We start from the raw sequence: 19,539 nt of genomic DNA on the forward strand, positions 1-19,539 counted from the left end.
CGGCGGTCCGAAAACCGCCGCGCGCTCGCCATCGAGCACCCACACTTATCGGCTGTTGATTTTTAAAGAACATTCGCTAAAAGGCGCTGTTTTGCGCTGCTTTTTTGCGTCTCCGTCGTTTGGAGAGGCCGAATTATGCGGGGGCCCATGGGGGCTGTCAAGCACTTATTTCGCGACCCACGAAATTTCTTGCGAGGCCCCTTTTTTGGACACGTGACGCATGCCTTGCGTTTGTCACCACCTGCTTATCCGTTCCGTCAAAGTTCGAGCTGGACTCGCATTCGCGATGTGGACTCGATGTCGCGAGCAAAAGAGCCATAGATACAAAAGTACTAGCGGCTACGCTGGCCAACGTACGCACCCCGATATACGATCCATCAAGATCCAACGAAACCCGTCGGCTTGGGTTGCTCTTCGCGACACTCGCGTTCTTCGATATGACATAGAGCCGCGCTTCCATGAGATTTAGCTTCGACGTGCCGTTTGTGTAGTTCAGCGTCCTCGGGTTACCCGTCATGTGTGCAGACCTTGTGTACCTCTCGAGTGGTTCAATGCGTTTGTCGTATTCACAGCAACGAGATCGATGTCACCTGCAAGAAGTTCGCAGACTGCTTCGCGAACTACATCGACCGGATTGCGTCGACCCGTTGCCAACGCAGCTCATCTGACTCTGCAGGCACGATGAATCTCCAACGCGGTCGCCCCACGCGCCAAGCACATTGAGACGAATAAGGCGCTTCCATCGTCGACAGTTGTCGGTGGTCAATCATTTGCGTAATGACGAGACCTGCGAGCACGGCTGCGCAATCGCTCTCACCCCACGTGCCGAAGTTGCTTCGAATAAGTTACAACGACTCCGCTGCCGGGCACCTTCGGAACCACGCCGAAAAAGTTGCAGGCCCATCGCACATGTAACCCCTTGCGGCAATGGGCCACGACCGCCGCCAGGTTGCCTGAAATGGTGAAATAACCGGCGAACAACGAGTTGCAGATCGAGGTCGTTTCGGCTGCACTGCGGCACGGCGAAACTGCCACTGCGATCGCGCAAGCGCATGAGAGGTACGGCCGTAATTGCCTTGCAAGAAAATAGGAAATGGCGATTAAAAGATGTCCGAAAAGGCCTGGTAAAAATGTCCCTAAGCATTGGCGCATGTTGCGCGGATCATCCGAACGCTCGCATCGCACGCAGAAAGAAAATCTACATGCAAGGCCGTACGCCGCGGAGGAGTGAATCGGTCGAAGTTACCCATCCAGGCCACAGCTTTTAATAGGGTGCAATTATTGGCGAAAAAATACTAAGCAATTTTTTTCCATTTACTTCTACTTTTTAAGCATCCAACCCATCCGCGCCCATTTCCCTTCTTCCGAATTTTCGAATCGCAAGTATTGAATCGAATTGCGCCCCGTTTTACGTCGACAAGACAACCGAAGGGGCCGCCCTCAACGCCCCGAAACCGCCCGCTATCGGCACATTTCCATTTCGCACAAAACAACAGTTTCCAATTCGCATTCGGACTTTTATTTGACCTTCTACGCAAGCTGACCCATATTGCTTGATAACCATTGCGATGAAGGCCAATTCGCGCCGTAACGGGGCCATGTCCTTCGCACGATGGTTGCCAATGAGAAGAACATGCGATGCCGTCCGGGTGGCGGCATGGGAGTCCGTCCATGGACACGATTCGCAAGAGTCCCGCGCCGCAGCACAAGCAACGCGACGGGACCCCGGAGACAAACGCTGACGTGCAGCAAGGCCACCCTGCACGGCCACTCGATCTACTGTTTCAACTCGACTCTTGTGCGGGTGAGGTCATCGAGAGGGCATCGGAAAACGATGCGCGCGTTCTGCACACGGCACGTTCTCCGCTTTTCAGACGTATCACGCCGAAGCCGCGCCGTCTCGCTGCGCCCGCCTCCGTCGGCACGCCGGACTGGAGCCTGAGTATCGGTGCGGCTGTCGTGCTGCTCGGCCTGGCAATCGGCGTTGGGACCTACATCACGCTCACGCAACGCGACGCGATGCAAAACCGTTTGCGCCGCGTGGCGAGCCAGAATGAACTGCGCGCCATGCCGCGCCGTGAACACGCAACCATTGCGGAACGCGCGCAAGAACTCGCGCGAACCTTACGCAACCAGATCGAAGCACTGCACAGTCGCGATCCGACCGACGCCGCGGTCGTGGCGGGAGCAGCCTCAAATCCGAGCGCAAGCGCACATAGCAGCTCGCTTGCGAGCAGCGTGCCGACCCTGCCGTCCGTACCAACACCACGATTTGCATCTTCCGATGGGACGCCCGGCAAACCGTCGTCGGCAAAGCAACCCCCGCCTCCCTTGCCACAGCCTGCGCCGCGCACGCGCCAGCTGGCCAGCGCTCCGCCCGCACGCGCCAATAACAGCACGACGACGGCGCTACAGGTGCATCGAGTCAGCGCAAAGCCTGCGAGTCAGGTTTGCGGGCCACGCTCGCCTTGCATACAGGCAAATGCGCAAACTACACACAAGCTGATGAGGTCGTCCACCACGACTGCGCAGCGCAAACCCCACGCCACTGCGGTCGCTTCACGAAAGGCCGCTGCCGGGACGTCCGTCGAACCCGTGCAACGCCCGCTGCCCGTCACCATGCAGGCTTATTCGCCGCGCGATATTCCAGCGCCGCCACCCGTCGTCGACGATGTGCAGATTTACCGCCAGCACTAAGATCTTCCCAGGTACCCGCGTTACTTCACGAGCACAGGAACAGCTGGCGGAAACTCAGTAAGCGATGTCGCAACTTCCCGAGCCGACCTTCATAACATGACGGGATAGGTCGCGCCGCATAAGCATAAAAGAGCGCGCCACGCCCCCGTGCGAGCGCGCCCACGCGGGTGTAGGGACAAACACGTATGCTTCGGCCACATTCAATATCGCTGGCTCGTTCGAACGGGTGTTCATCTCGAACGCTCACACGTCGGAGCAGGGCTTCCATTGCGTTGGCGCTTGCGCTCTTTCGCGTGGGATGCGGATACGCTCGTCCAACAACACGGGCGCCAATCGTTCAGGCGCGCATGGCAACGCGGGATCAGGCTCTGGTTCGATCACGGGTAGCGGCACTGGCTCGGGCTCCCGTTCAGGTTCCAGCCCGGGATCTGGTTCCGGCTCGCCAACAACACGACGGGCAATACTCCTTCGACGCCCACCACGGCCACATTCGCGACGGATGTGCTGATGCAGCACAACGATCTCGCGCGCACGAGGCAAATGCTTGCCGAAACGATACTCACGCCCTTGAACGTCAACTCCACATCGTTCGGCAAAGTCGCGTTTCTTGCGCCGACGCCAAGGTCGACGCTCAACCGCTATCGGTCTCACGCCTGCGAATCAACGGTACCACTCATAACGTGACCTATGTCGCGACCGGGCACAACAGCGTCTATGCGTACGATGCGGACAATGACGCGCAACTGTGGACGGTGTCTCTGTCGGGCACGAACGAAACACCGAGCGACAATCGCGGCTGCGGCGACATCACGCCGGAAATCGGCATCACGTCGACGCCCGTCATCGACCGCAATCGAGGACCGAACGGCGTGCTGTACGCCGTTGCGATGACGAAAGGTCGTGCAGCTCGCCAACACCGACAACGATTTCGGCTCAGGCGGCGCGATGCTGCTGCCGGATCAGAAGATGGCCGATGGCAACGTCAAGCATCTCGCCGTCGCCGCGGGCAAGGACAACAAGATCTACAACAAGATCTATGTCGTCGATCGCGACGCGATGGGCAAGTTCAACCCCACCTCGAACACTATCTGGCAGGTGCTGACGGGCGCACTGGCGGGCGGCATCTGGGGCTCGCCCGCGTACTTCAACGGCACGCTTTACTACGGCGGGTTGAACGACCACATCAAGGCGCTGCCCGTCACCAAGGCGTTGCTCGCGACGACAGCGGCTTCCAGAAGCCCGACGGCGCTTGCCTATCCGGGCGCCGTCCCGGCGATCCCGGCGAATGGGACATCGAACGCGATACTGTGGCCCGCCGAAAACGGCGCGACGGGGGCATTGCACGCGTATGACGCCACCAATCTGGGACGCGAGTTCTACAATAGCAATCAGGCGGGCGCGCGCGACCAGTGGGGCGCGGGCAACAAGTTCATCGCGCCGATGATTCACGCGGCAAGACCTACGTCGGCGCGAACAACGGCGTTGCGGTTCTCGGATGCGGCAATGATCATGGTGTGACATATACCGCATTGCAGCACGGAATTTGGCGACGAATGCCGTACTTCTGGCGTGTTAGGCCGCTGCGACGCGATATGCTGGAATGGCAAACCTTTCAGCCAGCCACGGGCAGACTGGCCGCCCCTGCGATGGCGCACGGAAGGCTTCATGCGTACCTCGCGACGCGAATGCGCACCGACAAGATCAAAACTTCGCCAGGGGAGTCCGCTCGCTTATGAGACGCTTTGCCCACGCCGCAATTGCGCTTTTCGTCATCAGTAGCGCATCCTTCGCGCAGCAGCCGCCGACCTGGCCCGGACGCAGTCAAAGCCCGGGACAGCAAGCCGTCGATACGGCCGCCTGCTACGCCGACGCAAACAGGTTGACGCGCGTGAACATGGCGCGCGAGTCGCAACGTCCGCCGCCGCCCAGCCAGGCCGCGACCATGGCGCCGCGGCCCATCGTTGCGCCGGCGCCTGTCAACCCGCCATTGCCTGCTGCGATCTCGGGCGCATCCGGCGCGACGGCGGCTTCCGCGCCGTCGGCCGCGTCCGGGCCTGCCGTCGCAGGCGCTGCAAGCGGCGCGAGCGGCGCGGCGGCGACGCTCGGGGCAGCATCGGGGGCGCCCGCCGCATCGGGTGCGATCACGGCCTCGGCAGCCAGCGCGCCGATGCCGGCGTCCGGTTCGCTCGCCGAGATGCCGCCCCCGCCTCCGCCCGAGCCGCCCATGGTCCGTTACTGGCGCGCGTACGCGAAGTGCATGCAGCAGCGCGGCTATTTCACGCGCTGAACGCGACACCCCATTCATTCGACGAAAGACGAACCGGCACGCGTGCGTGCCGGCCACGCATTTACACCTGCACGGCAACGGCTCAGTGCATTATTGAGTGCCGCGCGCCAGATCAAACCGTCCGCATTCGCCTAGACTAATAGGCACCCGACAACACCCCGACAACCCGCGAATTCAACGGACGGAATCATGAAAGGAATCTTGATCGAGAAGCAGGACAACGGCAGCCGCGCGTCCGTCACGACCATCGATGAAGCCAATCTGCCCGAGGGCGACGTAACGGTGCGCATCGAATGGTCGACGCTGAACTACAAGGATGCACTGGCGATTACGGGCCGCTCGCCCGTCGTGCGCAGCTTTCCGATGGTGCCCGGCATCGATTTCGCGGGTGTCGTCGAGTCGAGCGGACAGCCGGAATGGAAAGCCGGCGACGAGGTGATCCTGAATGGCTATGGCGTCGGCGAAAAGCATTGGGGCGGCCTCGCGCAACGCGCGCGCGTGAGTGGCGACTGGCTCGTCCGCACGCCCGCGCCGCTGACCTCGCGCGATGCGATGGCAGTCGGCACGGCCGGCTACACCGCGATGCTGTGCGTGCTCGCGCTCGAACGTCACGGCGTGACGCCCGAGCAGGGCAAGGTGCTCGTGACGGGCGCGGCGGGCGGAGTCGGCAGTGTCGCGATCATGTTGCTCGCGAAGCGCGGCTATCACGTGATCGCCTCAACTGGACGCCCGGCTGAATCGGCTTATCTGCACGAGCTTGGCGCCGAAGAGATCATCGATCGCGCGGAACTGTCGTCACCCGGCAAGCCGCTCGCCAAGGAACGCTGGGTCGCCGCGATTGATGCCGTCGGCAGCCATACGCTCGCCAACGCATGCGCAGGCACGGCATACGGCGGCATCGTCGCGGCTTGCGGGCTCGCGCAGGGGATGGACTTCCCGGCCACCGTCGCGCCGTTCATTTTGCGCAGCGTGACGCTTGCGGGCATCGACAGCGTGATGGCGCCGCGCGCCCGCCGCGTCGAAGCATGGCAACGCATTGCGCAGGACCTGAGCACCGAAAGGCTTGCATCGATGGTCACCGCGATCGGACTCGACAAGGCGCTCGCCGCGGCCCCCGATGTGCTCGATGGAAAAGTGCGGGGACGCCTCGTGGTCGACGTCAATGGCTGATCAACGGCTGATCAATGGCTGATTGCCGCCGCATCCTCGCATTATCGATTTGACTTATGCGTTCGCCTATTTTTAATCGATTTGCCTGATCCCAGTGCGAACCTTAAGCTGGTTGCGACTCCGCCCATCAAGCAACAACTGGATCGCACCATGCAAGCCCATTCGTTCAAGGTTCGCGTCGATGCCGTGCGCGACGAAGCGCACGGCGTCCGTTCATTCGTCATCTCGCGGCTCGACGGCTTGCCGTTCGAGTCCTACGAACCCGGCGCGCACATCGACGTCACGAGCCCCTCGGGCGTGACACGTCAATATTCGCTGTGCGGCGACCCCGACTGCCGCGACGCGCATCTGTTCGCCGTCAAGAAGGAAACGCGATCGCGCGGCGGTTCGCGTTCGCTGCATGACGATGTTCAGATCGGCACCGAGTTGTCAGTCGGTGCGCCGCGCAACCTGTTCCGTCTCGCCGAAGGCGCACGTGGGCATCTGCTGATTGGCGCGGGCATCGGCATTACGCCGCTGCTTTCGATGGCTTACCGGCTCATCAGGACGAACACGCCGTTCGAACTGCACTATTTCGCGCGAAGCGCGGAGCACGCGGCGTTTCTTCCGCTGCTCACGCGCGCGCCGTTCGATCGATATGTCACGCTGCACTTCGGCATCGAGCCCGATGCGCTCGACGCCGTGCTCGATGCCTGTCTCGCCGATGCGCGGCAAGGCACGCACGCCTACACGTGCGGGCCGGTGGCATTCATGGACCGCGTCGTCGCAGCGGGCGAAGCGCGCCTGCCCGCCGACGCCATTCATCTCGAACGTTTCGCTGCGCAGCCGCTCGCGCCCGCCAGCGACGCGACACTCGACAGCTTCGATGTGCAACTCGCCAGCACGGGACAAACGGTGCGCGTGGACGGCAAGACCTCGATCGTCGAAGCGCTCGCGACGATCGGCATCGAAGTGGATACGTCATGCGGCGAAGGCGTCTGCGGCACCTGCATGGTGGACGTGGTGAGCGGCGAGCCCGAGCATCGCGACCATTGCCTGAGCAAGGCGGAACGCGCGAGCAACAGCGTGATCTGCTGCTGCGTGTCGCGTTCCCGCTCGCCCGTGCTCGTGCTCGACCTCTGACGCTACTTCTGGTCGAAGCGCCCCACCATCTCCGCCATCAGCCCGCGCATCCACGCGATGCCTTCGTCTTCGTGAAAGTGCTCGTGCCAGTGCATCGTCACGGTGGCCTGCGGTATCGCGACAGGCAATGTATAAATGCGAAACGCGTCGTTGCGGTTGAGGATGCCCGCGAGCCTTTGCGGCAAAGTCGCGAACAGATCGGTGACGGCCAGCACGCCCGGCAGCGCGACGAAATGCGGCAACTGAAGCGCGATGTTGCGGCCGACGCCTTGCGCGCGCAACGCGTCGTCGAGGGCGTGATGACTGTGCTCGACGGAGCGCACCTGCACATGCGACGCCTGCAGAAAATGCTCGAGGCTCAACGCGGCGCCAGCGGGCAAGCCGCGGCGCTTGCGCGTCATGCACACATACGTCTCTTCGAATAGCAACTGATGGCGCGTGCTTGCCATCAGCGTCGGCAGATTCCCGATTGCGAAATCCAGCCTGCTCGAACGCAGCGCGTCTTCGATCTCTTCCACAGGCAGCGGCTCGACCGACAGCTTTACGCGCGGCGCGCGCTCGTGCAGCGCCTCGCAGATCGCAGGCAGATACGCCATTTCTCCCGCATCGGATAGCGACAGCCGGAACGTGCGCGTGCTCGTCGCGGGATCGAAGCTCTCCGCGTAGCGCAGCGCCTCACGCACGGTATCGAGCGCGCGGCCCACGATGCTCGCGAGCTCCAGCGCGATCGGCGTCGGCTGCATGCCCGAGCGCGTGCGGATGAACAACGGGTCGTCGAACAGCGTGCGCAAACGGGCCAGCGAATAGCTGATGGCAGGCTGCGAGAGCGCGAGCCGCTCGCCTGCTTTGGTGAGGCTGCGCTCTTCGACGATCGCCTGAAATACACGCAGCAGATTGAGATCGACGTGATCGAGAGACGACATGATGTGATTTCCGACTATTTGCCGGACTTATTGGCTGGCTCATTTTTAATCGATTTGACGCATGATCGTCGCAAAGGGAGACTGGTGTCAACGCGAAAGAACCACGACAGATGCGCGCTTTCGCCTGTTTTCCTTTTCGACAATCACGTCCCGACACATCACACCGATGAGCGACACTACCTGGCAGACCATCGATACGCGTGCGCTGCGCGACCGCGCTCAGAGCGATCGCATTGCGCCCTCGCTGTACTACGACCCGAACCTGTTCGAAGCCGAGCTCGAGAAGATTTTCAACAAGACCTGGATCTGGGTCGCACACGAAAGCGAACTGCCGAATCCCGGCGACTTCCGCACGACCACGATCGGCCGGCAGCCCGTCATCGTCGTGCGCGACAAGACGGGCACGGTGAACGTATTGCACAATCGCTGCCGCCATCGCGGTGCGACCGTGTGCGAAGAGCACAAGGGCAATGCGAAGGGCTTTACGTGCCCGTATCACAGCTGGTCATATGCGCTCGACGGCACGCTGCGCGCACTGCCCTATGGCGACGGCTACGAAGGCGTCTGCGAGAAAGGCGATCTTCCCCTCGTCAAGTTGCGGGTCGGCATCTATCAAGGGCTGATCTTCGCGAGCTTCAACGACGACATCGAACCGCTCGAAGATTTTCTCGGTGGCGCCAAGCCCTGGATTGATCTGTTCATGAAGCAAGGCGCCGGCTATCCGATCAAGGCGAACGGCGAGCACAAGTTCAAGTTCAAGGGCAACTGGAAAATCCAGCTCGAAAACACGACCGATCTGTATCACTTCCCCGTCGTGCACAAATCGTGGATGAAGTCGATCGACGACGAAACGGCGGCTGCCATCACGAGCTTCATGACGAGCGAAGACGCGTTCTGCCGTTCGCTCGGCAACGGTCATAGCCTCGCCGTGCTCGTGCCCGAACTCGTCGATCTCGACAAGGACGACGGCGCGCCGCTGCCCGAGCGCTTCAGCGAGCTTGCCGCGAAACTGGGCGAACGTCATTCGCCGCAAGAAGTGCGGCGCATCGTGCGCTCGCTGATGGGCGTCGGCTTCAATCTGAATCTGTTTCCGAACCTCGCGCTGTCGATGGCGTTTTTCCGTGTGCTGCGTCCCATCTCCGTGGACGAAACGGAGATCCGTCACGTCGCGCTTGCGATGGACGGCGGCCCCGACGACGCAAATCGCGTTCGCCTGCGCATTCATGAACACTTCCAGGGCCCGTTCGGGTTCGGCAGCCCCGACGATGCCGAAGCATGGGAGCGTGTGCAGCGCGGCTCGCATGCGGGTCCCGATGTCCCCATTCTCGTGAACCGTGGACTGAACCGCGAAACGACCGCCGCGAACGGCGAAAAGACCGCGCACGCAACCGACGAAACGGGCATGCGCGAAGCGTACCGCCAATGGCGCGCAATGATGGAGGCATGATGGACGACCGCAACGCACTCTTCTCGCAACAGACCTTCGCGCGTTCAATCGAATTCATCTGGCGCGAAGCCGAGCTGCTGGATCGCCGCGACTATCGCGCGTGGCTCGACCTGTGGGACACGACAGGCTTCTACGTCGTCCCCATCGATGCGCAGACGACCGACTACGCCGCGACGCTGAACTACGCGTACGACGACCACGACATGCGCGAAAAGCGCGTGCAGCGCATGACGTCGGGCTATTCGGCATCGGCGTCGGACGCTGCGCGCACGGTGCGCACGGTGTCGCGCTTCACGCCGACGAGCGAGGCCGCCGATATCGTCGAAGTGAAATCGGCGCAGGTGATCGTCGCGCACAAGCGCGGCGTATCGACGATTTTCGCCGCCGATCTCACGCACAAAATCAGTTTCGCGACGGGCGAGCCGCGTCTCGCGGAAAAGGTGATTCGCCTGATCGATTCGACGGACGCGTTGAGCGCAATCGGCTTTCTGCTTTGAGCTCGCTTTGAGCGTGGCTTCGAGCACTCGGCTAAGCGCGCGCCCCCGTGGCGCGCGCAAGCGGCAACGCGAAGCGGCAGTCGAGTCCTCCGCTTTGCGCCGCCTGTGCCCAGATCCGTCCGCCGTGCCGCGTGACGATGTTCTTGCACAGCGAAAGGCCGATGCCGTTACCGCCCGCTTTCGACGACGAGAAGCCGTCGAACAGACGTTCATGTGCATCGGCGGGCACGCCGGGGCCGTTGTCCGTCACGCGCAGTTCCGCCTGTCCCTCCGCCATCGCCGTCGCGAGCGTCACGACGCCGTGCGCGGCCTTTGCGCCCGTCAACGCGTCGAGCGCGTTGAAGGCGAGATTCAGCACGACCTGACCGATCAGCACGCGCTCACAGAACACGGGCAAAGGCACGCTCGCCTGTTCGATGCGCACGCGCACGCCTTCTTCTTTCGCGCGCAACGCGATGAAGTAAGCGACATCCGTCAAGATGTCGCGCAGATCGGCATGCGTCTCCGTCGGGTCGCGCCTGACGATGTACTCGCGCACGCTCTTGATGATGAGCGCCGCATGCTCGGCCTGCCGGTCCGCGCTGCGCAGCCCCCAGATAGCGGACTCGATCCCGCCCGGCTGATTGAGCCGCTGGATCGCGCCTTCGATGAAATTACGCACGGCGGCGAGCGGCTGACTCAGCTCATGTGCGATCGCCGTCGCCATTTCACCCATTGCGTTGTAGCGCCCCGCGTATTCGAGCATGCGAGCTTCCGTGCGCCGCGCCTCCTCCATCGCGACCTCCTCGCTGATGTCGCGGAAGTGAATCAACAAGCCGTTCAGTTCGTTTTCAATCGCGACGCGGCGGCATGTGACGCGCAACCAGCAAGTCGTCCCATCGCGTCGTGTGATGCGATAGCGCTGCGCGTGCATCGGCTGCTCGCCCGCGGCCTGACGCAATTGCGCGACGAGCCTGTCACGATCGGCGCGCGTGCAGTAGTCGAGCACGCCACCAGGCGGCTCACCCGGCGCAACACCCAGCACGCGGCGCCCCGATTCGCTGATGAATTCGAGCTTGCCGCGCGGCGTGAGAACCGCGACGCCTTCGCCGAGATCCTGCATGAACTCGCGCAGACGCGTTTCGTAGCGACGCAGTTTCTGCCGCATCGCTTCTTGCGCGCTGATGTCGCGGAACTGCACCATCACGACGGCCCGCTCGCGCAGCGGCACATACGTCGCAATTGCCTCCGACAGCATGTCCACGCCCGAGCGCGAGCGATAACACCACTCGTACACCTGCGGCCCCTCCGTGATCGCGCGGTCCATCGCGGCCACGCCGATCTCGCGCCGGTACTTCGGCTCGGGACGCGTCATGTCGGGCGCCTTGAGTGGCAGCAGTTCTTCGAGCGAAAAGCCCAATGCGACGCACGCGGCGCGGTTGGCCCATACGATTGCCTTCGTGTGCGCGTCGTGCAGCAGCACGCACTGCGTCAATGCGTCGAGCAGACGCTGAAAATCTTCTTCGGCTGGAAAAGTCATGAGACACGCGCAACAGAGCATGAATGCAGGCCTAACCATAACACTCGCGCCGTGCATCGAAGCGCTAAAGAATTCTTTAGGCAGGCAGGCGTCGATACCAGGCGATGCGCACGGGTGCCCCAATTGTTGAAGGCTTTTTGCGTTTTTAGACTGGCCTGAACGTCAATCGCGTCTAACGCATCCAGGAGACTTCGACATGTCAGCCGCCGCAACTGCCCTCGCCTCGTATGACGATCACGCCGCGCGACCGCTCGAAAGCGGGCCCGCCGATGCATTGCCGCTCGACGACGTGATCGCTGAAATCTTCGCGCGCCGCGAGGAATTCGAGCGCGTTTCGCATGTGCCGCGCGACGTGATCGCGAAACTCAAACGCGCCGGCATCTATCGTGCGGGCACGCCCCGGCGTTTCGGCGGCGATGCGCGTGCGCCGGGCGAGTTTCTCGCGATGATCGAACGCATCGCCGTCGCGGACGGTTCGGCCGCGTGGGTCGCGAGCTTCGGCTCCGCGAACGTGTATCTCGCCGCGCTGCCGCTCGCCACGCAGGAAATCATCTATGCGGCGGGCCCGGACCAGGTCTTCGCGGGCGGCCTCTTTCCCGTGCAGGCCGCGCAGCCCTCGCCCGGCGGATGGCGCGTCGATGGCACGTGGAAGTTCGCGAGCGGCTGCAAGGGCGCGGACTGGCTGGGCGTCGGGATAGGAACGGGGGGCAACGACGGCGCCGCCCCCGGCAAGCCGCGCACGGCCGTGTTCCGGCCGGAACAGGTCGAGATCGTCGAGAACTGGGACGTGGTCGGCATGCAGGGCACGGGCAGCCACGATCTGCGCGTCACCGGCCAGTTCGTCGCCGACGAGTGGACCTTCGTGCGCGGTGGCACGCCGAGCGTCGATGAGCCGCTGTACCGCTATCCGACCATCGCCTACGCAGCGCAGGTGCTCGCCGTCGTGAACCTCGGGCTCGCACGCGCGGCGCTCGACGTCGCGAACCAGATGGCAGGTGGCCGCAAGACGACGACGGGCGCGCCGCAACTCGCGCAGCGCGCGTATTACCGCATCGAGCTCGCGAAAGCCGAGGCGCAGTTGCGCTCGGCGCGCGCGTTCTTTTATGAATCGACCGACGGCGTGTGGCAGTCGATCCTCGCCGGCAACGACGTGACGCCGGACCAGGTCAGCCTGTTGCGCCTCGCCGCGACGCAGATCGCGCGCGAAGGCGCGGACGTCGTCGGGCGCGCTTATCGGCTGGGCGGGACGATGGCGATCTATCGCACGCACCCGCTGCAGCGTCTGATGCGCGATGCAATGGTCGTCACGCAGCACGCGTTTCTCGGCGAAGGCAACTACGACGGCGCGGGTGCTGTCTTCGTCGGCGTGCCGCCGATTCCGGGTTATCTGTAACCGCTTTGGATACTCATCGTTTCATGCCTGTTTTCAAGGGAGTTTCGCTTCATGACTGACAATCGTTCGCTGCCGTTGCGTGTTCTGTTCTGCTGCGGCGTCACGCAGAATTTCTTCGACTTGCCGCGCGAGCAGATCGGCGAAGTATGGCAGGCCTACGGCAAGATGCTGTCCGCCATCGAAGCAATGGACAACGTGCGCGTGCTCGGCATCATGGACGACGACCGCCTCGTCGTCGGACAGTCCGACGGCGCGCCGTGGACTTTCTACATCATGGCCGACGTCGCCGACTTCGACACGGCCGTCGCTGTCTGCAATCTGTATCGCACCACGCCCGTCGGCGACTACAACCTATGGCGCTACGGCAAGATCGAGGCACGCGTGGGGCGTGCGCTGACGGTGCCGCCGGCAACGGCTCATAGCGCGGCGCACAGCGGGGCCTGAGCGATGAGCGACACCCCGGTATCCGCCGCCACGCTCGACGCGCTGCACGCGCGCATCGCGGCGCTCGAAGCCGAACGCGCGGTGCGCGAAACGATCGCGCGCTACATGGCGCTGTGCGATGTGCCTTCGGGCGCGCTCGACGGTGAATCGCTCGCCGCGCTGTTCACGCAAGATGCCGTGTGGGAAGGCATCGGTCCACAATACACGCAGAAGTTCGGCCGCCTGCAAGGCAGTGCCGACATTCTCGCGATGCTGCAGCGCTATCTGCCGCCTGCGCCGCATTTCGCGACCAACGTGCATTTCCTGACCTCGGAGACAATCGATGTCGACGGCACACGCGCGAAAGGCCGCTGGATCATGCTGCAGGCATCGGGCTATGTCGATACGCGCGCCGAACTGATCGCGGCGCGCCTCGAAGTGGACTTCACGCCCGCGCCCGATGGCCGCACGTGGCAGATCCAGCACTTTCGCACCGAGCGTCTTTTCGATGCGCCCTGGCACGTCAACAGCCGCAAGGACACGACATCATGACGGCATTCATCAGCGCGTTCACGTTGAGCGCGGACCCTTGCGCGCAGGGCCCGGCCATCGCGATCAAGGATTCGATCGACATCGCGGGCTATCCGACGACGGGAGCGAGCCGCGCGCTCGCCGGCGAGCCGCCCGCCGCCGCGCATGCCGAGGTCGTGCAGCGTCTGCTCGATGCGGGCTGGCGCATCGCGGGCAAGACGAACATGCATGAGCTCGCGTTCGGCATGACGGGCATCAACGACTACACGGGCACGCCCGTGAATCCGCAAGACGCGGCGCGCATTCCGGGCGGATCGTCGAGCGGATCGGCGGCGGCCGTCGGACTGCGGCTCGTCGACGCCGCGCTCGGCACCGACACGGGCGGCTCGATTCGCGGACCTGCCGCGTGTTGCGGCGTGATCGGACTCAAGCCGACGTTCGGGCGCGTATCGCGGCGCGGTGTCGTGCCGCGCCATTCGACGCTCGATTGCGTCGGTCCGTTTGCACGCGAGATGGTCACGCTCGTCGACGCGATGGCGGCCATCGCGCCCGCGTTCGACATGGGTGCGGCAAGACGCGACAGCGCCGCGCCGAACGTCGCGATCGTTTCCGTCGACGCGGACGCATCGATCCGTGAGGGCGTCGAACGCGCGGTCCGGCGCGCAGAATGCGCGTCGCGCATCATCGAGCTCGCCTGGCTGAAAGACGCGTTCGATGCGGGCCTGGCCGTCATCAACGTGGAAACGTCGCGCGCATTCGGCCACCTCGTCGAAACGGGCAAGCTCGGCGCCGACCTCGACGCGCGTCTGCGCGCGGCGGCCCAGACGACCGACGCGCAACTCGACGCGGCCGAGCGTGTGCGGCGCAACTTCACCGAGGCCGTCGATCGCGCGCTGGAGCATGCTGACGTGCTCGTGCTGCCCACCTTGCCCGCCCTGCCGATCACCGTCGAAGCGGCGCGCAACGGCACGTCGGTGATCGCGATGTCGTCGCTGATTCGCCCGTTCAACCTGAGCGGCCATCCCGCGTTGAGCCTCCCGTTGCCGATCGCGGGCTCATCGTTGAAAGCGGGTCTTCAAATCGTCGGGCGCAAGGGCGCGGACGAACAGGTGTGCGCCGTCGCCGCGCGTTTCGAAACGGCGCTTGCGGCGTCGTAAGAGAACAGCCGTCAACCGCCTGCGTTCATGTGGACGCACGCATCGAAGGAACATCATTCATGTCGAACAGAGTCGTCATCGTGACGGGCGCGGCGCGCGGTTTGGGCGCCGTCGTCGCCCGGCATTTCCACTGCAATGGCTATAAGGTCGCGCTCGCCGATATCGCGATCGATGCCGCACACACGCTCGCTGCCGAACTGAGCGCGGATCAGGAAACGGCGTGTGCGATTGAACTCGACGTCACGAGGAAAGCGGACTTCGAAGCGGCACGCGACGCGTTGATCGGGCGTTGGGGTCACGTCGATGTGCTCGTGAACAACGCGGGCGCATCGAAAGTCGTGCCCGTCATGGAGATCACCGCCGAGCAGTTCGATCAGGTCATCGACATCAATCTGCGCAGCGTGCTGTTCGGCTGCCAGGTGTTCGGCCAGTACTTCGCGGATCGCGGAGCGGGACGGATCGTCAATATCGCTTCGCTGGCGGGTCAGAACGGCGGCTCGGCGACAGGCGCGCACTACGCCGCGGCCAAAGGCGGCGCGATCACGCTGACCAAGGTGTTCGCGCGCGATCTCGCCGCGCGCGGCGTGACCGTCAACGCGATATCGCCTGGCCCGCTCGATCTGCCCATCGTTCACGAAAGCGTGCCCGCCGACAAGCTCGACACGGTCATCGCAAGCATTCCCGTTGGCCGTCTAGGCTCGGCGGACTACGTGGCTCAGATGGCATTGCTGCTTGCATCGGGCGATGCGTATTTCGCCAACGGTGCGTGCTGGGACGTAAACGGCGGTTTGTACATGCGCTAGCGCGCAACCCTTTGAACGGCACGGTGCCGCGCCGCGCTAAGGCCGTGCCCTCGTTGCTTTCAACGCTCGTGGTGCACGTCCTCGCCCGGACTCCACACGGCCATCACATCGCGCACGAGCGTCGCGATCGACGATGCGCCGAGCTTGTCCTTGATGCTCGCGCGATGCACGTCGACCGTCTTCACGCTGATCGACAGATCCGATGCGATGCGCTTGCTGCCCTTGCCATCCAGCACGCCGCGCAGCACTTCTTTTTCGCGTGCCGTCAGCGATTCGATCCGCTGACGCAGCTCGCGATGCTTCTGATCCGATGCATGCCGCTGCGCGGCGAGTTTCATCGCGCGCTGGATGCGCTCGAGCATCTGTTGCGAGTTGTAGGGCTTCTCGACGAAGTCGATTGCGCCGTTCTGCAATGCGCGCACCGACATCGGTATATCGCCTTGGCCGCTGACGAAAATGATCGGCAATGTCGCGCCGCGCCGGTTCAGTTCCCCTTGCACGTCGAAGCCGCTCGTCTCGGGCATTCGCACATCAAGCACCAGGCAGGCCGGCACGTTGGCATCGAAGGCTTGCAGAAACTGCGCCGCGTTCGCGAACCCTTCCGACTTCACACCAACCGATTCCAACAGCCACGCGAGCGATGTGCGCATGCCGTTGTCGTCGTCGACGATATACACGATGGGGGCGGTCGAGCCCGTCGATGGCGCCTTGCTGGCTGCTGTCATGTCTGCTACCTGTCGCAACGCGTGCCGTATGGTCCGGCCGTCTCTTCGCGTTGCCCGTTTCATTTTGAGAAGACCCATCATAACCAGCACAAATTCCCGTGAAAAGCCTTAAATGCAGGCTTTTTCCGCTTCGACACGCGTGGGAATGCGATGCGCAGTTGCCTGTCGAACGCAACCTGGTAAAACCTTTAGGCGGCTCGGGAGCGCCGCCAACCTGTGTGCGGCTCACGCGGATTACATTGACCTCGCGTCTGCCGTACGCTTGCTGCATGGGAAACGTCGCGCGCGCAACCGTCGCGGGCGAACGATCGAACAGCAGCGAACCAACTGCAGGAAGCCACTCGTATGTCCGACACTCACCGCCCCAGCCTCACCGCACCCGATGACGCGCGCAAGCAGTTCCGCCAGGCCATGGCGCATCTCGGCGCGGCCGTCAACATCATCACGACGTGCGGGCCATCCGGACGCTGCGGCATCACGGCGAGCGCCGTATGCTCCGTGACGGACGCACCGCCGACGCTGCTCGTCTGCCTGAACCGTTCGAGTGCGATGCACGCCGTGTTCGAACGCAATCGCGACGTCTGCATCAACGTGCTGCCGGGGCATCACGAATTGCTGGCGCGCCACTTCGCGGGGCTCACGCAGCTATCGATGGAAGCGCGCTTCAGCTTGCCCGTCTGGGACGAAGGGATGCATCGCGTGCCCGTGCTGCGCGATGCGCTGGCAAGTCTGCAAGGGCGCATCGTCGAACTGAAGGAAGTGGGCTCGCATTCTGTGATGTTCGTCGAAGCGCAACAGATCCGCGTGCGCGCCGATGGCGACAGTCTCATTTATTTCGACCGCAACTTCCATCGGGTGCCGAGGCTCTGCGCGGCCTGATGGCGGCTCGATCGCGCTCACGCTTCGCGAGCGTTCACGCTGTTACCCGGCGTTACTTTTCTCGCAACGCCGTAGCACCTGTGTCGAAAGCGCGCCCCTAGACTGAAGCCGTCTTCAGTGACGCGCAAACACGCGCAGGGAGCAAAAAATGAAGAAGATGATGCTGGGTGCAGCCATCGGCTTGACAATGCTGGCCGCTTCGGCGGCGGCGTCAGCGCACGTCGATGTCGCTGTCGGCCTCGGCGTGCCGGGTGTGATCGTGGCGCCTGTGCAGCCCGTGTACGCTGCGCCCGCCCCCGTCGTGGTCGGTTATGGCGACGACTGGCGCGCGGACGAGGACTGGCGCGCGCGCCGCGCATGGCGGGAGCGTGAGTGGCGCGAGCGCGAATGGCGCCGCCACGAGGCCTGGCGTGAGCACGAATGGCGTGAACGCGACCGCGCACGCTGGGGTTATTGATCGAGGCCTGACGTGTCCCCTGTCGCCTCGCCGCAGCCGGAAGCTGGCCGGCTGTCGCGAGGCGATATCCTTTCAGTCCTGTCTACTTCCTTGCGCTTCGCCATCCGGTATCGATGCGCGTCACACGCCGGGCTTCCACGGCCACGAAGGATAGACTCCCGCATTGCTCTCGACGCTTTCACGCTGCGTTTCGCCACGCTCTTCAGCGCGCTCGACATCGGATCTATCAGCGGCATCAGCCATATCGGCCGCACGCGCTTGCGTGTCCTCGGATGCCTCGGCGATTCGCGATGCTTCCACGGCTTCTACAGCAGGCAGCCCGTCGCCGAACCATGCCACTTCGGGCTTCATCGCGTCGACATAGGCGTGCCATCCCGCGAGGTGGTCAGCGAACAGGTTGTCGCGCACGGCGAGTGCGAGGCGCGTGTAATCGACCTGTTCTTCGAGCAGTTGCGCGGGCCATCCCGCGAACGATGCGCTCGCGCGCCTTGCAAAGTCCTCTGCACTCGTTTCGGGCGGTACGGCTGCGAGCCATGCGTGAGCGGCAAGCCCGGCATGTGCGTTCAGCAGATCCTGCAATGTGTATCGGCGCGCGTCGCCAGCAAGCGCGATCTCGATTGCGTGTAGCGCGTCGCCGAGATGCAGCAGCAAAGCGCGTCGTTCAAAAGCGTCTTTCATTGAAGCATGTCCATGCGTGAGTCCATCGCGCCATTTTAAAGAACGCGGGACGTGAGGCCAGCGTGGCGTACGGGCGGTGCGTTATGAACGCACGCCGAAAAAGCCGTGCCACAGCGAATCGAAAAGACCGGCACCACGCGGCTCCTGTGAGGGCTTGTCGTGTTTCGATGCAGCGCTCTGAGGCTGCGGCGGCGCTTCGTTTTCGGCGGGCTTCGACGGCGCTGCGGTGGATTGCGCGGCCTTGTCCGCGTCCACGCCATCGACCGCTTCAGCTTGCTGCGCGGCGCGGCGCGACTGCTGCAACGCCCACACGCCGTCGGCGATGCGCTGTGCAGTGCCGGCGTCGCAGTCGCGTCCGAGCAGCACACCGAACAGCACGTCACGATTGTGGCCCTCGTCGGCAAAGCGCATCGCGACGCCGACCATCTTCGCATATTGCGCCTGCGCGGCGGCCTGCGCCTTGCGCGCACGCGCCGCTTCCACCTCCTGCTGGCGCTTTTGCAGCGCCTGCCAGCGCCGCATCTCCTGTTCGTAGACGTTGTCGTAGATCTTGCGCTGATCCTCGTCGGAGAGAATCGCGTATGCGTCCTTGATCTCCTGGAACGCCGCACGCGCAGCGTCTTCCTGTCCGGCGTTGCGATCCGGGTGCCACTTCATCGCGGCCTTCCGGTACGCGCGTTTGATCTCTTCGGTGGTGGCGTCTTGAGACACGCCGAGCTTCGCGTAAAGCGTTGTCATGTCGCGTTCGGTTCACGGTTGGCGGGTAACGGTCGCATTCATCGTAGCATGCCGCCCTCGCTGATCCGAAGCGGCCTTGTCCGACGAAAGGCA

The 19,539-nt window shown here is 63.5% G+C and carries 19 protein-coding genes and 1 pseudogene; 14 read left to right on the plus strand and 6 right to left on the minus strand.

Features of this window, described 5'->3' with window-relative positions:
• From J8I87_RS08675 to J8I87_RS08685, 3 genes and pseudogenes are all read left to right on the plus strand, one after another.
• Positions 1-217 (plus strand): hypothetical protein (locus J8I87_RS08675; RefSeq protein ID WP_209931043.1); only part of this gene is annotated, 217 nt, incomplete at its 5' end.
• Positions 218-1,671: 1,454 nt separating this feature from the next.
• The gene (locus J8I87_RS08680; RefSeq protein WP_209931044.1) at positions 1,672-2,697 is read left to right on the plus strand and encodes a hypothetical protein; all 1,026 of its coding nucleotides are present in this window, start codon (positions 1,672-1,674) and stop codon (positions 2,695-2,697) included.
• 298 nt (positions 2,698-2,995) lie between these two features.
• Positions 2,996-4,193: pseudogene (locus tag J8I87_RS08685) on the plus strand (PQQ-binding-like beta-propeller repeat protein); the annotation flags it as partial.
• A gap of 364 nt (positions 4,194-4,557) precedes the next feature.
• Here the strand turns inward: J8I87_RS08685 and J8I87_RS45940 are convergent.
• Positions 4,558-4,923 (minus strand): hypothetical protein, encoded by a 366-nt coding sequence (locus tag J8I87_RS45940; protein WP_209931045.1) that lies wholly within the window; start codon positions 4,921-4,923, stop codon positions 4,558-4,560.
• 250 nt (positions 4,924-5,173) lie between these two features.
• Between J8I87_RS45940 and J8I87_RS08695 the strand changes: the two genes are divergently transcribed.
• Entirely contained in the window at positions 5,174-6,154 is a 981-nt protein-coding gene (locus J8I87_RS08695) for an MDR family oxidoreductase (protein WP_209931046.1), read from the plus strand.
• Positions 6,155-6,304: 150 nt separating this feature from the next.
• Positions 6,305-7,276, plus strand: coding sequence for a PDR/VanB family oxidoreductase (locus tag J8I87_RS08700; RefSeq protein WP_209931047.1), 972 nt, complete (start codon positions 6,305-6,307; stop codon positions 7,274-7,276).
• Between the two features lie 2 nt (positions 7,277-7,278).
• On the opposite strand, the gene J8I87_RS08705 is transcribed toward J8I87_RS08700, so the two are convergent.
• A complete protein-coding gene (locus tag J8I87_RS08705; RefSeq protein WP_209931048.1) occupies positions 7,279-8,199 on the minus strand; it encodes a LysR family transcriptional regulator in 921 nt (306 codons plus the stop codon).
• A gap of 166 nt (positions 8,200-8,365) precedes the next feature.
• Between J8I87_RS08705 and J8I87_RS08710 the strand changes: the two genes are divergently transcribed.
• Together J8I87_RS08710 and J8I87_RS08715 are read left to right on the plus strand one after the other, a co-directional pair.
• The gene (locus tag J8I87_RS08710; protein WP_209931049.1) at positions 8,366-9,646 is read left to right on the plus strand and encodes an aromatic ring-hydroxylating oxygenase subunit alpha; all 1,281 of its coding nucleotides are present in this window, start codon (positions 8,366-8,368) and stop codon (positions 9,644-9,646) included.
• Positions 9,643-10,143, plus strand: coding sequence for an aromatic-ring-hydroxylating dioxygenase subunit beta (locus tag J8I87_RS08715; protein ID WP_209931050.1), 501 nt, complete (start codon positions 9,643-9,645; stop codon positions 10,141-10,143). The genes J8I87_RS08710 and J8I87_RS08715 overlap by 4 nt, the downstream gene beginning before the upstream one ends.
• Before the next feature lie 31 nt (positions 10,144-10,174).
• Here J8I87_RS08715 and J8I87_RS08720 read toward each other — a convergent pair whose 3' ends face one another.
• Entirely contained in the window at positions 10,175-11,662 is a 1,488-nt protein-coding gene (locus J8I87_RS08720) for an ATP-binding protein (protein ID WP_209931051.1), read from the minus strand.
• 196 nt (positions 11,663-11,858) lie between these two features.
• Between J8I87_RS08720 and J8I87_RS08725 the strand changes: the two genes are divergently transcribed.
• Genes J8I87_RS08725 through J8I87_RS08745 form a run of 5 tightly spaced genes read left to right on the plus strand, consistent with a single transcriptional unit; the run spans position 11,859 to position 15,969 of the window.
• Positions 11,859-13,055, plus strand: a complete 1,197-nt coding sequence (locus tag J8I87_RS08725; protein WP_209931052.1) for an acyl-CoA dehydrogenase family protein — start codon at positions 11,859-11,861, stop codon at positions 13,053-13,055.
• A gap of 51 nt (positions 13,056-13,106) precedes the next feature.
• Entirely contained in the window at positions 13,107-13,499 is a 393-nt protein-coding gene (locus tag J8I87_RS08730) for a hypothetical protein (protein WP_209931053.1), read from the plus strand.
• A 3-nt stretch (positions 13,500-13,502) separates the two neighbouring features.
• Complete coding sequence (locus J8I87_RS08735) at positions 13,503-14,030, plus strand: nuclear transport factor 2 family protein (RefSeq protein ID WP_209931054.1); 528 nt, start codon at positions 13,503-13,505, stop codon at positions 14,028-14,030.
• Positions 14,027-15,166: an amidase gene (locus J8I87_RS08740; protein WP_209931055.1), complete on the plus strand. Its 1,140-nt coding sequence runs from the start codon at positions 14,027-14,029 to the stop codon at positions 15,164-15,166. Before J8I87_RS08735 ends, J8I87_RS08740 begins: the two co-directional genes overlap by 4 nt.
• 59 nt (positions 15,167-15,225) lie before the next feature.
• Positions 15,226-15,969, plus strand: coding sequence for an SDR family NAD(P)-dependent oxidoreductase (locus J8I87_RS08745; protein ID WP_209931056.1), 744 nt, complete (start codon positions 15,226-15,228; stop codon positions 15,967-15,969).
• Between the two features lie 59 nt (positions 15,970-16,028).
• On the opposite strand, the gene J8I87_RS08750 is transcribed toward J8I87_RS08745, so the two are convergent.
• Complete coding sequence (locus tag J8I87_RS08750) at positions 16,029-16,694, minus strand: response regulator transcription factor (protein ID WP_209931057.1); 666 nt, start codon at positions 16,692-16,694, stop codon at positions 16,029-16,031.
• 345 nt (positions 16,695-17,039) lie between these two features.
• On the opposite strand from J8I87_RS08750, the gene hpaC reads away from it, so the two are divergent.
• Positions 17,040-17,573 carry a 4-hydroxyphenylacetate 3-monooxygenase, reductase component gene (gene hpaC, locus J8I87_RS08755; protein ID WP_209931058.1) on the plus strand — a complete coding sequence of 178 codons (534 nt, stop codon included), beginning with the start codon at positions 17,040-17,042 and terminating at the stop codon, positions 17,571-17,573.
• A 148-nt stretch (positions 17,574-17,721) separates the two neighbouring features.
• Positions 17,722-18,030 carry a hypothetical protein gene (locus J8I87_RS08760; protein ID WP_209931059.1) on the plus strand — a complete coding sequence of 103 codons (309 nt, stop codon included), beginning with the start codon at positions 17,722-17,724 and terminating at the stop codon, positions 18,028-18,030.
• A 120-nt stretch (positions 18,031-18,150) separates the two neighbouring features.
• On the opposite strand, the gene J8I87_RS08765 is transcribed toward J8I87_RS08760, so the two are convergent.
• A complete protein-coding gene (locus J8I87_RS08765; protein WP_209931060.1) occupies positions 18,151-18,708 on the minus strand; it encodes a hypothetical protein in 558 nt (185 codons plus the stop codon).
• Positions 18,709-18,789: 81 nt separating this feature from the next.
• Complete coding sequence (locus J8I87_RS08770; RefSeq protein ID WP_209931061.1) at positions 18,790-19,446, minus strand: J domain-containing protein; 657 nt, start codon at positions 19,444-19,446, stop codon at positions 18,790-18,792.
• Between the last annotated feature and the right edge of the window lie 93 nt (positions 19,447-19,539).

Source organism: Paraburkholderia sp. LEh10 (genome assembly GCF_017814945.1).
In the GTDB taxonomy this organism is placed as follows: domain Bacteria; phylum Pseudomonadota; class Gammaproteobacteria; order Burkholderiales; family Burkholderiaceae; genus Paraburkholderia.

Bases quoted from the DNA above. Each gene is read 5' to 3' on its own strand.
- J8I87_RS08745 (WP_209931056.1), top strand. From the start codon at position 15,226: ATGTCGAACAGAGTCGTCATCGTGACGGGCGCGGCGCGCGGTTTGGGC.
- J8I87_RS08770 (WP_209931061.1), bottom strand. From the start codon at position 19,446: ATGACAACGCTTTACGCGAAGCTCGGCGTGTCTCAAGACGCCACCACC.
- J8I87_RS08740 (WP_209931055.1), top strand. From the start codon at position 14,027: ATGACGGCATTCATCAGCGCGTTCACGTTGAGCGCGGACCCTTGCGCG.
- J8I87_RS08750 (WP_209931057.1), bottom strand. From the start codon at position 16,694: ATGACAGCAGCCAGCAAGGCGCCATCGACGGGCTCGACCGCCCCCATC.
- J8I87_RS08680 (WP_209931044.1), top strand. From the start codon at position 1,672: ATGGACACGATTCGCAAGAGTCCCGCGCCGCAGCACAAGCAACGCGAC.
- J8I87_RS08725 (WP_209931052.1), top strand. From the start codon at position 11,859: ATGTCAGCCGCCGCAACTGCCCTCGCCTCGTATGACGATCACGCCGCG.
- J8I87_RS08760 (WP_209931059.1), top strand. From the start codon at position 17,722: ATGAAGAAGATGATGCTGGGTGCAGCCATCGGCTTGACAATGCTGGCC.
- J8I87_RS08765 (WP_209931060.1), bottom strand. From the start codon at position 18,708: ATGAAAGACGCTTTTGAACGACGCGCTTTGCTGCTGCATCTCGGCGAC.
- J8I87_RS45940 (WP_209931045.1), bottom strand. From the start codon at position 4,923: ATGGGCGGCTCGGGCGGAGGCGGGGGCGGCATCTCGGCGAGCGAACCG.
- hpaC (WP_209931058.1), top strand. From the start codon at position 17,040: ATGTCCGACACTCACCGCCCCAGCCTCACCGCACCCGATGACGCGCGC.
- J8I87_RS08730 (WP_209931053.1), top strand. From the start codon at position 13,107: ATGACTGACAATCGTTCGCTGCCGTTGCGTGTTCTGTTCTGCTGCGGC.
- J8I87_RS08715 (WP_209931050.1), top strand. From the start codon at position 9,643: ATGATGGACGACCGCAACGCACTCTTCTCGCAACAGACCTTCGCGCGT.
- J8I87_RS08720 (WP_209931051.1), bottom strand. From the start codon at position 11,662: ATGACTTTTCCAGCCGAAGAAGATTTTCAGCGTCTGCTCGACGCATTG.
- J8I87_RS08705 (WP_209931048.1), bottom strand. From the start codon at position 8,199: ATGTCGTCTCTCGATCACGTCGATCTCAATCTGCTGCGTGTATTTCAG.
- J8I87_RS08695 (WP_209931046.1), top strand. From the start codon at position 5,174: ATGAAAGGAATCTTGATCGAGAAGCAGGACAACGGCAGCCGCGCGTCC.
- J8I87_RS08710 (WP_209931049.1), top strand. From the start codon at position 8,366: ATGAGCGACACTACCTGGCAGACCATCGATACGCGTGCGCTGCGCGAC.
- J8I87_RS08700 (WP_209931047.1), top strand. From the start codon at position 6,305: ATGCAAGCCCATTCGTTCAAGGTTCGCGTCGATGCCGTGCGCGACGAA.
- J8I87_RS08735 (WP_209931054.1), top strand. From the start codon at position 13,503: ATGAGCGACACCCCGGTATCCGCCGCCACGCTCGACGCGCTGCACGCG.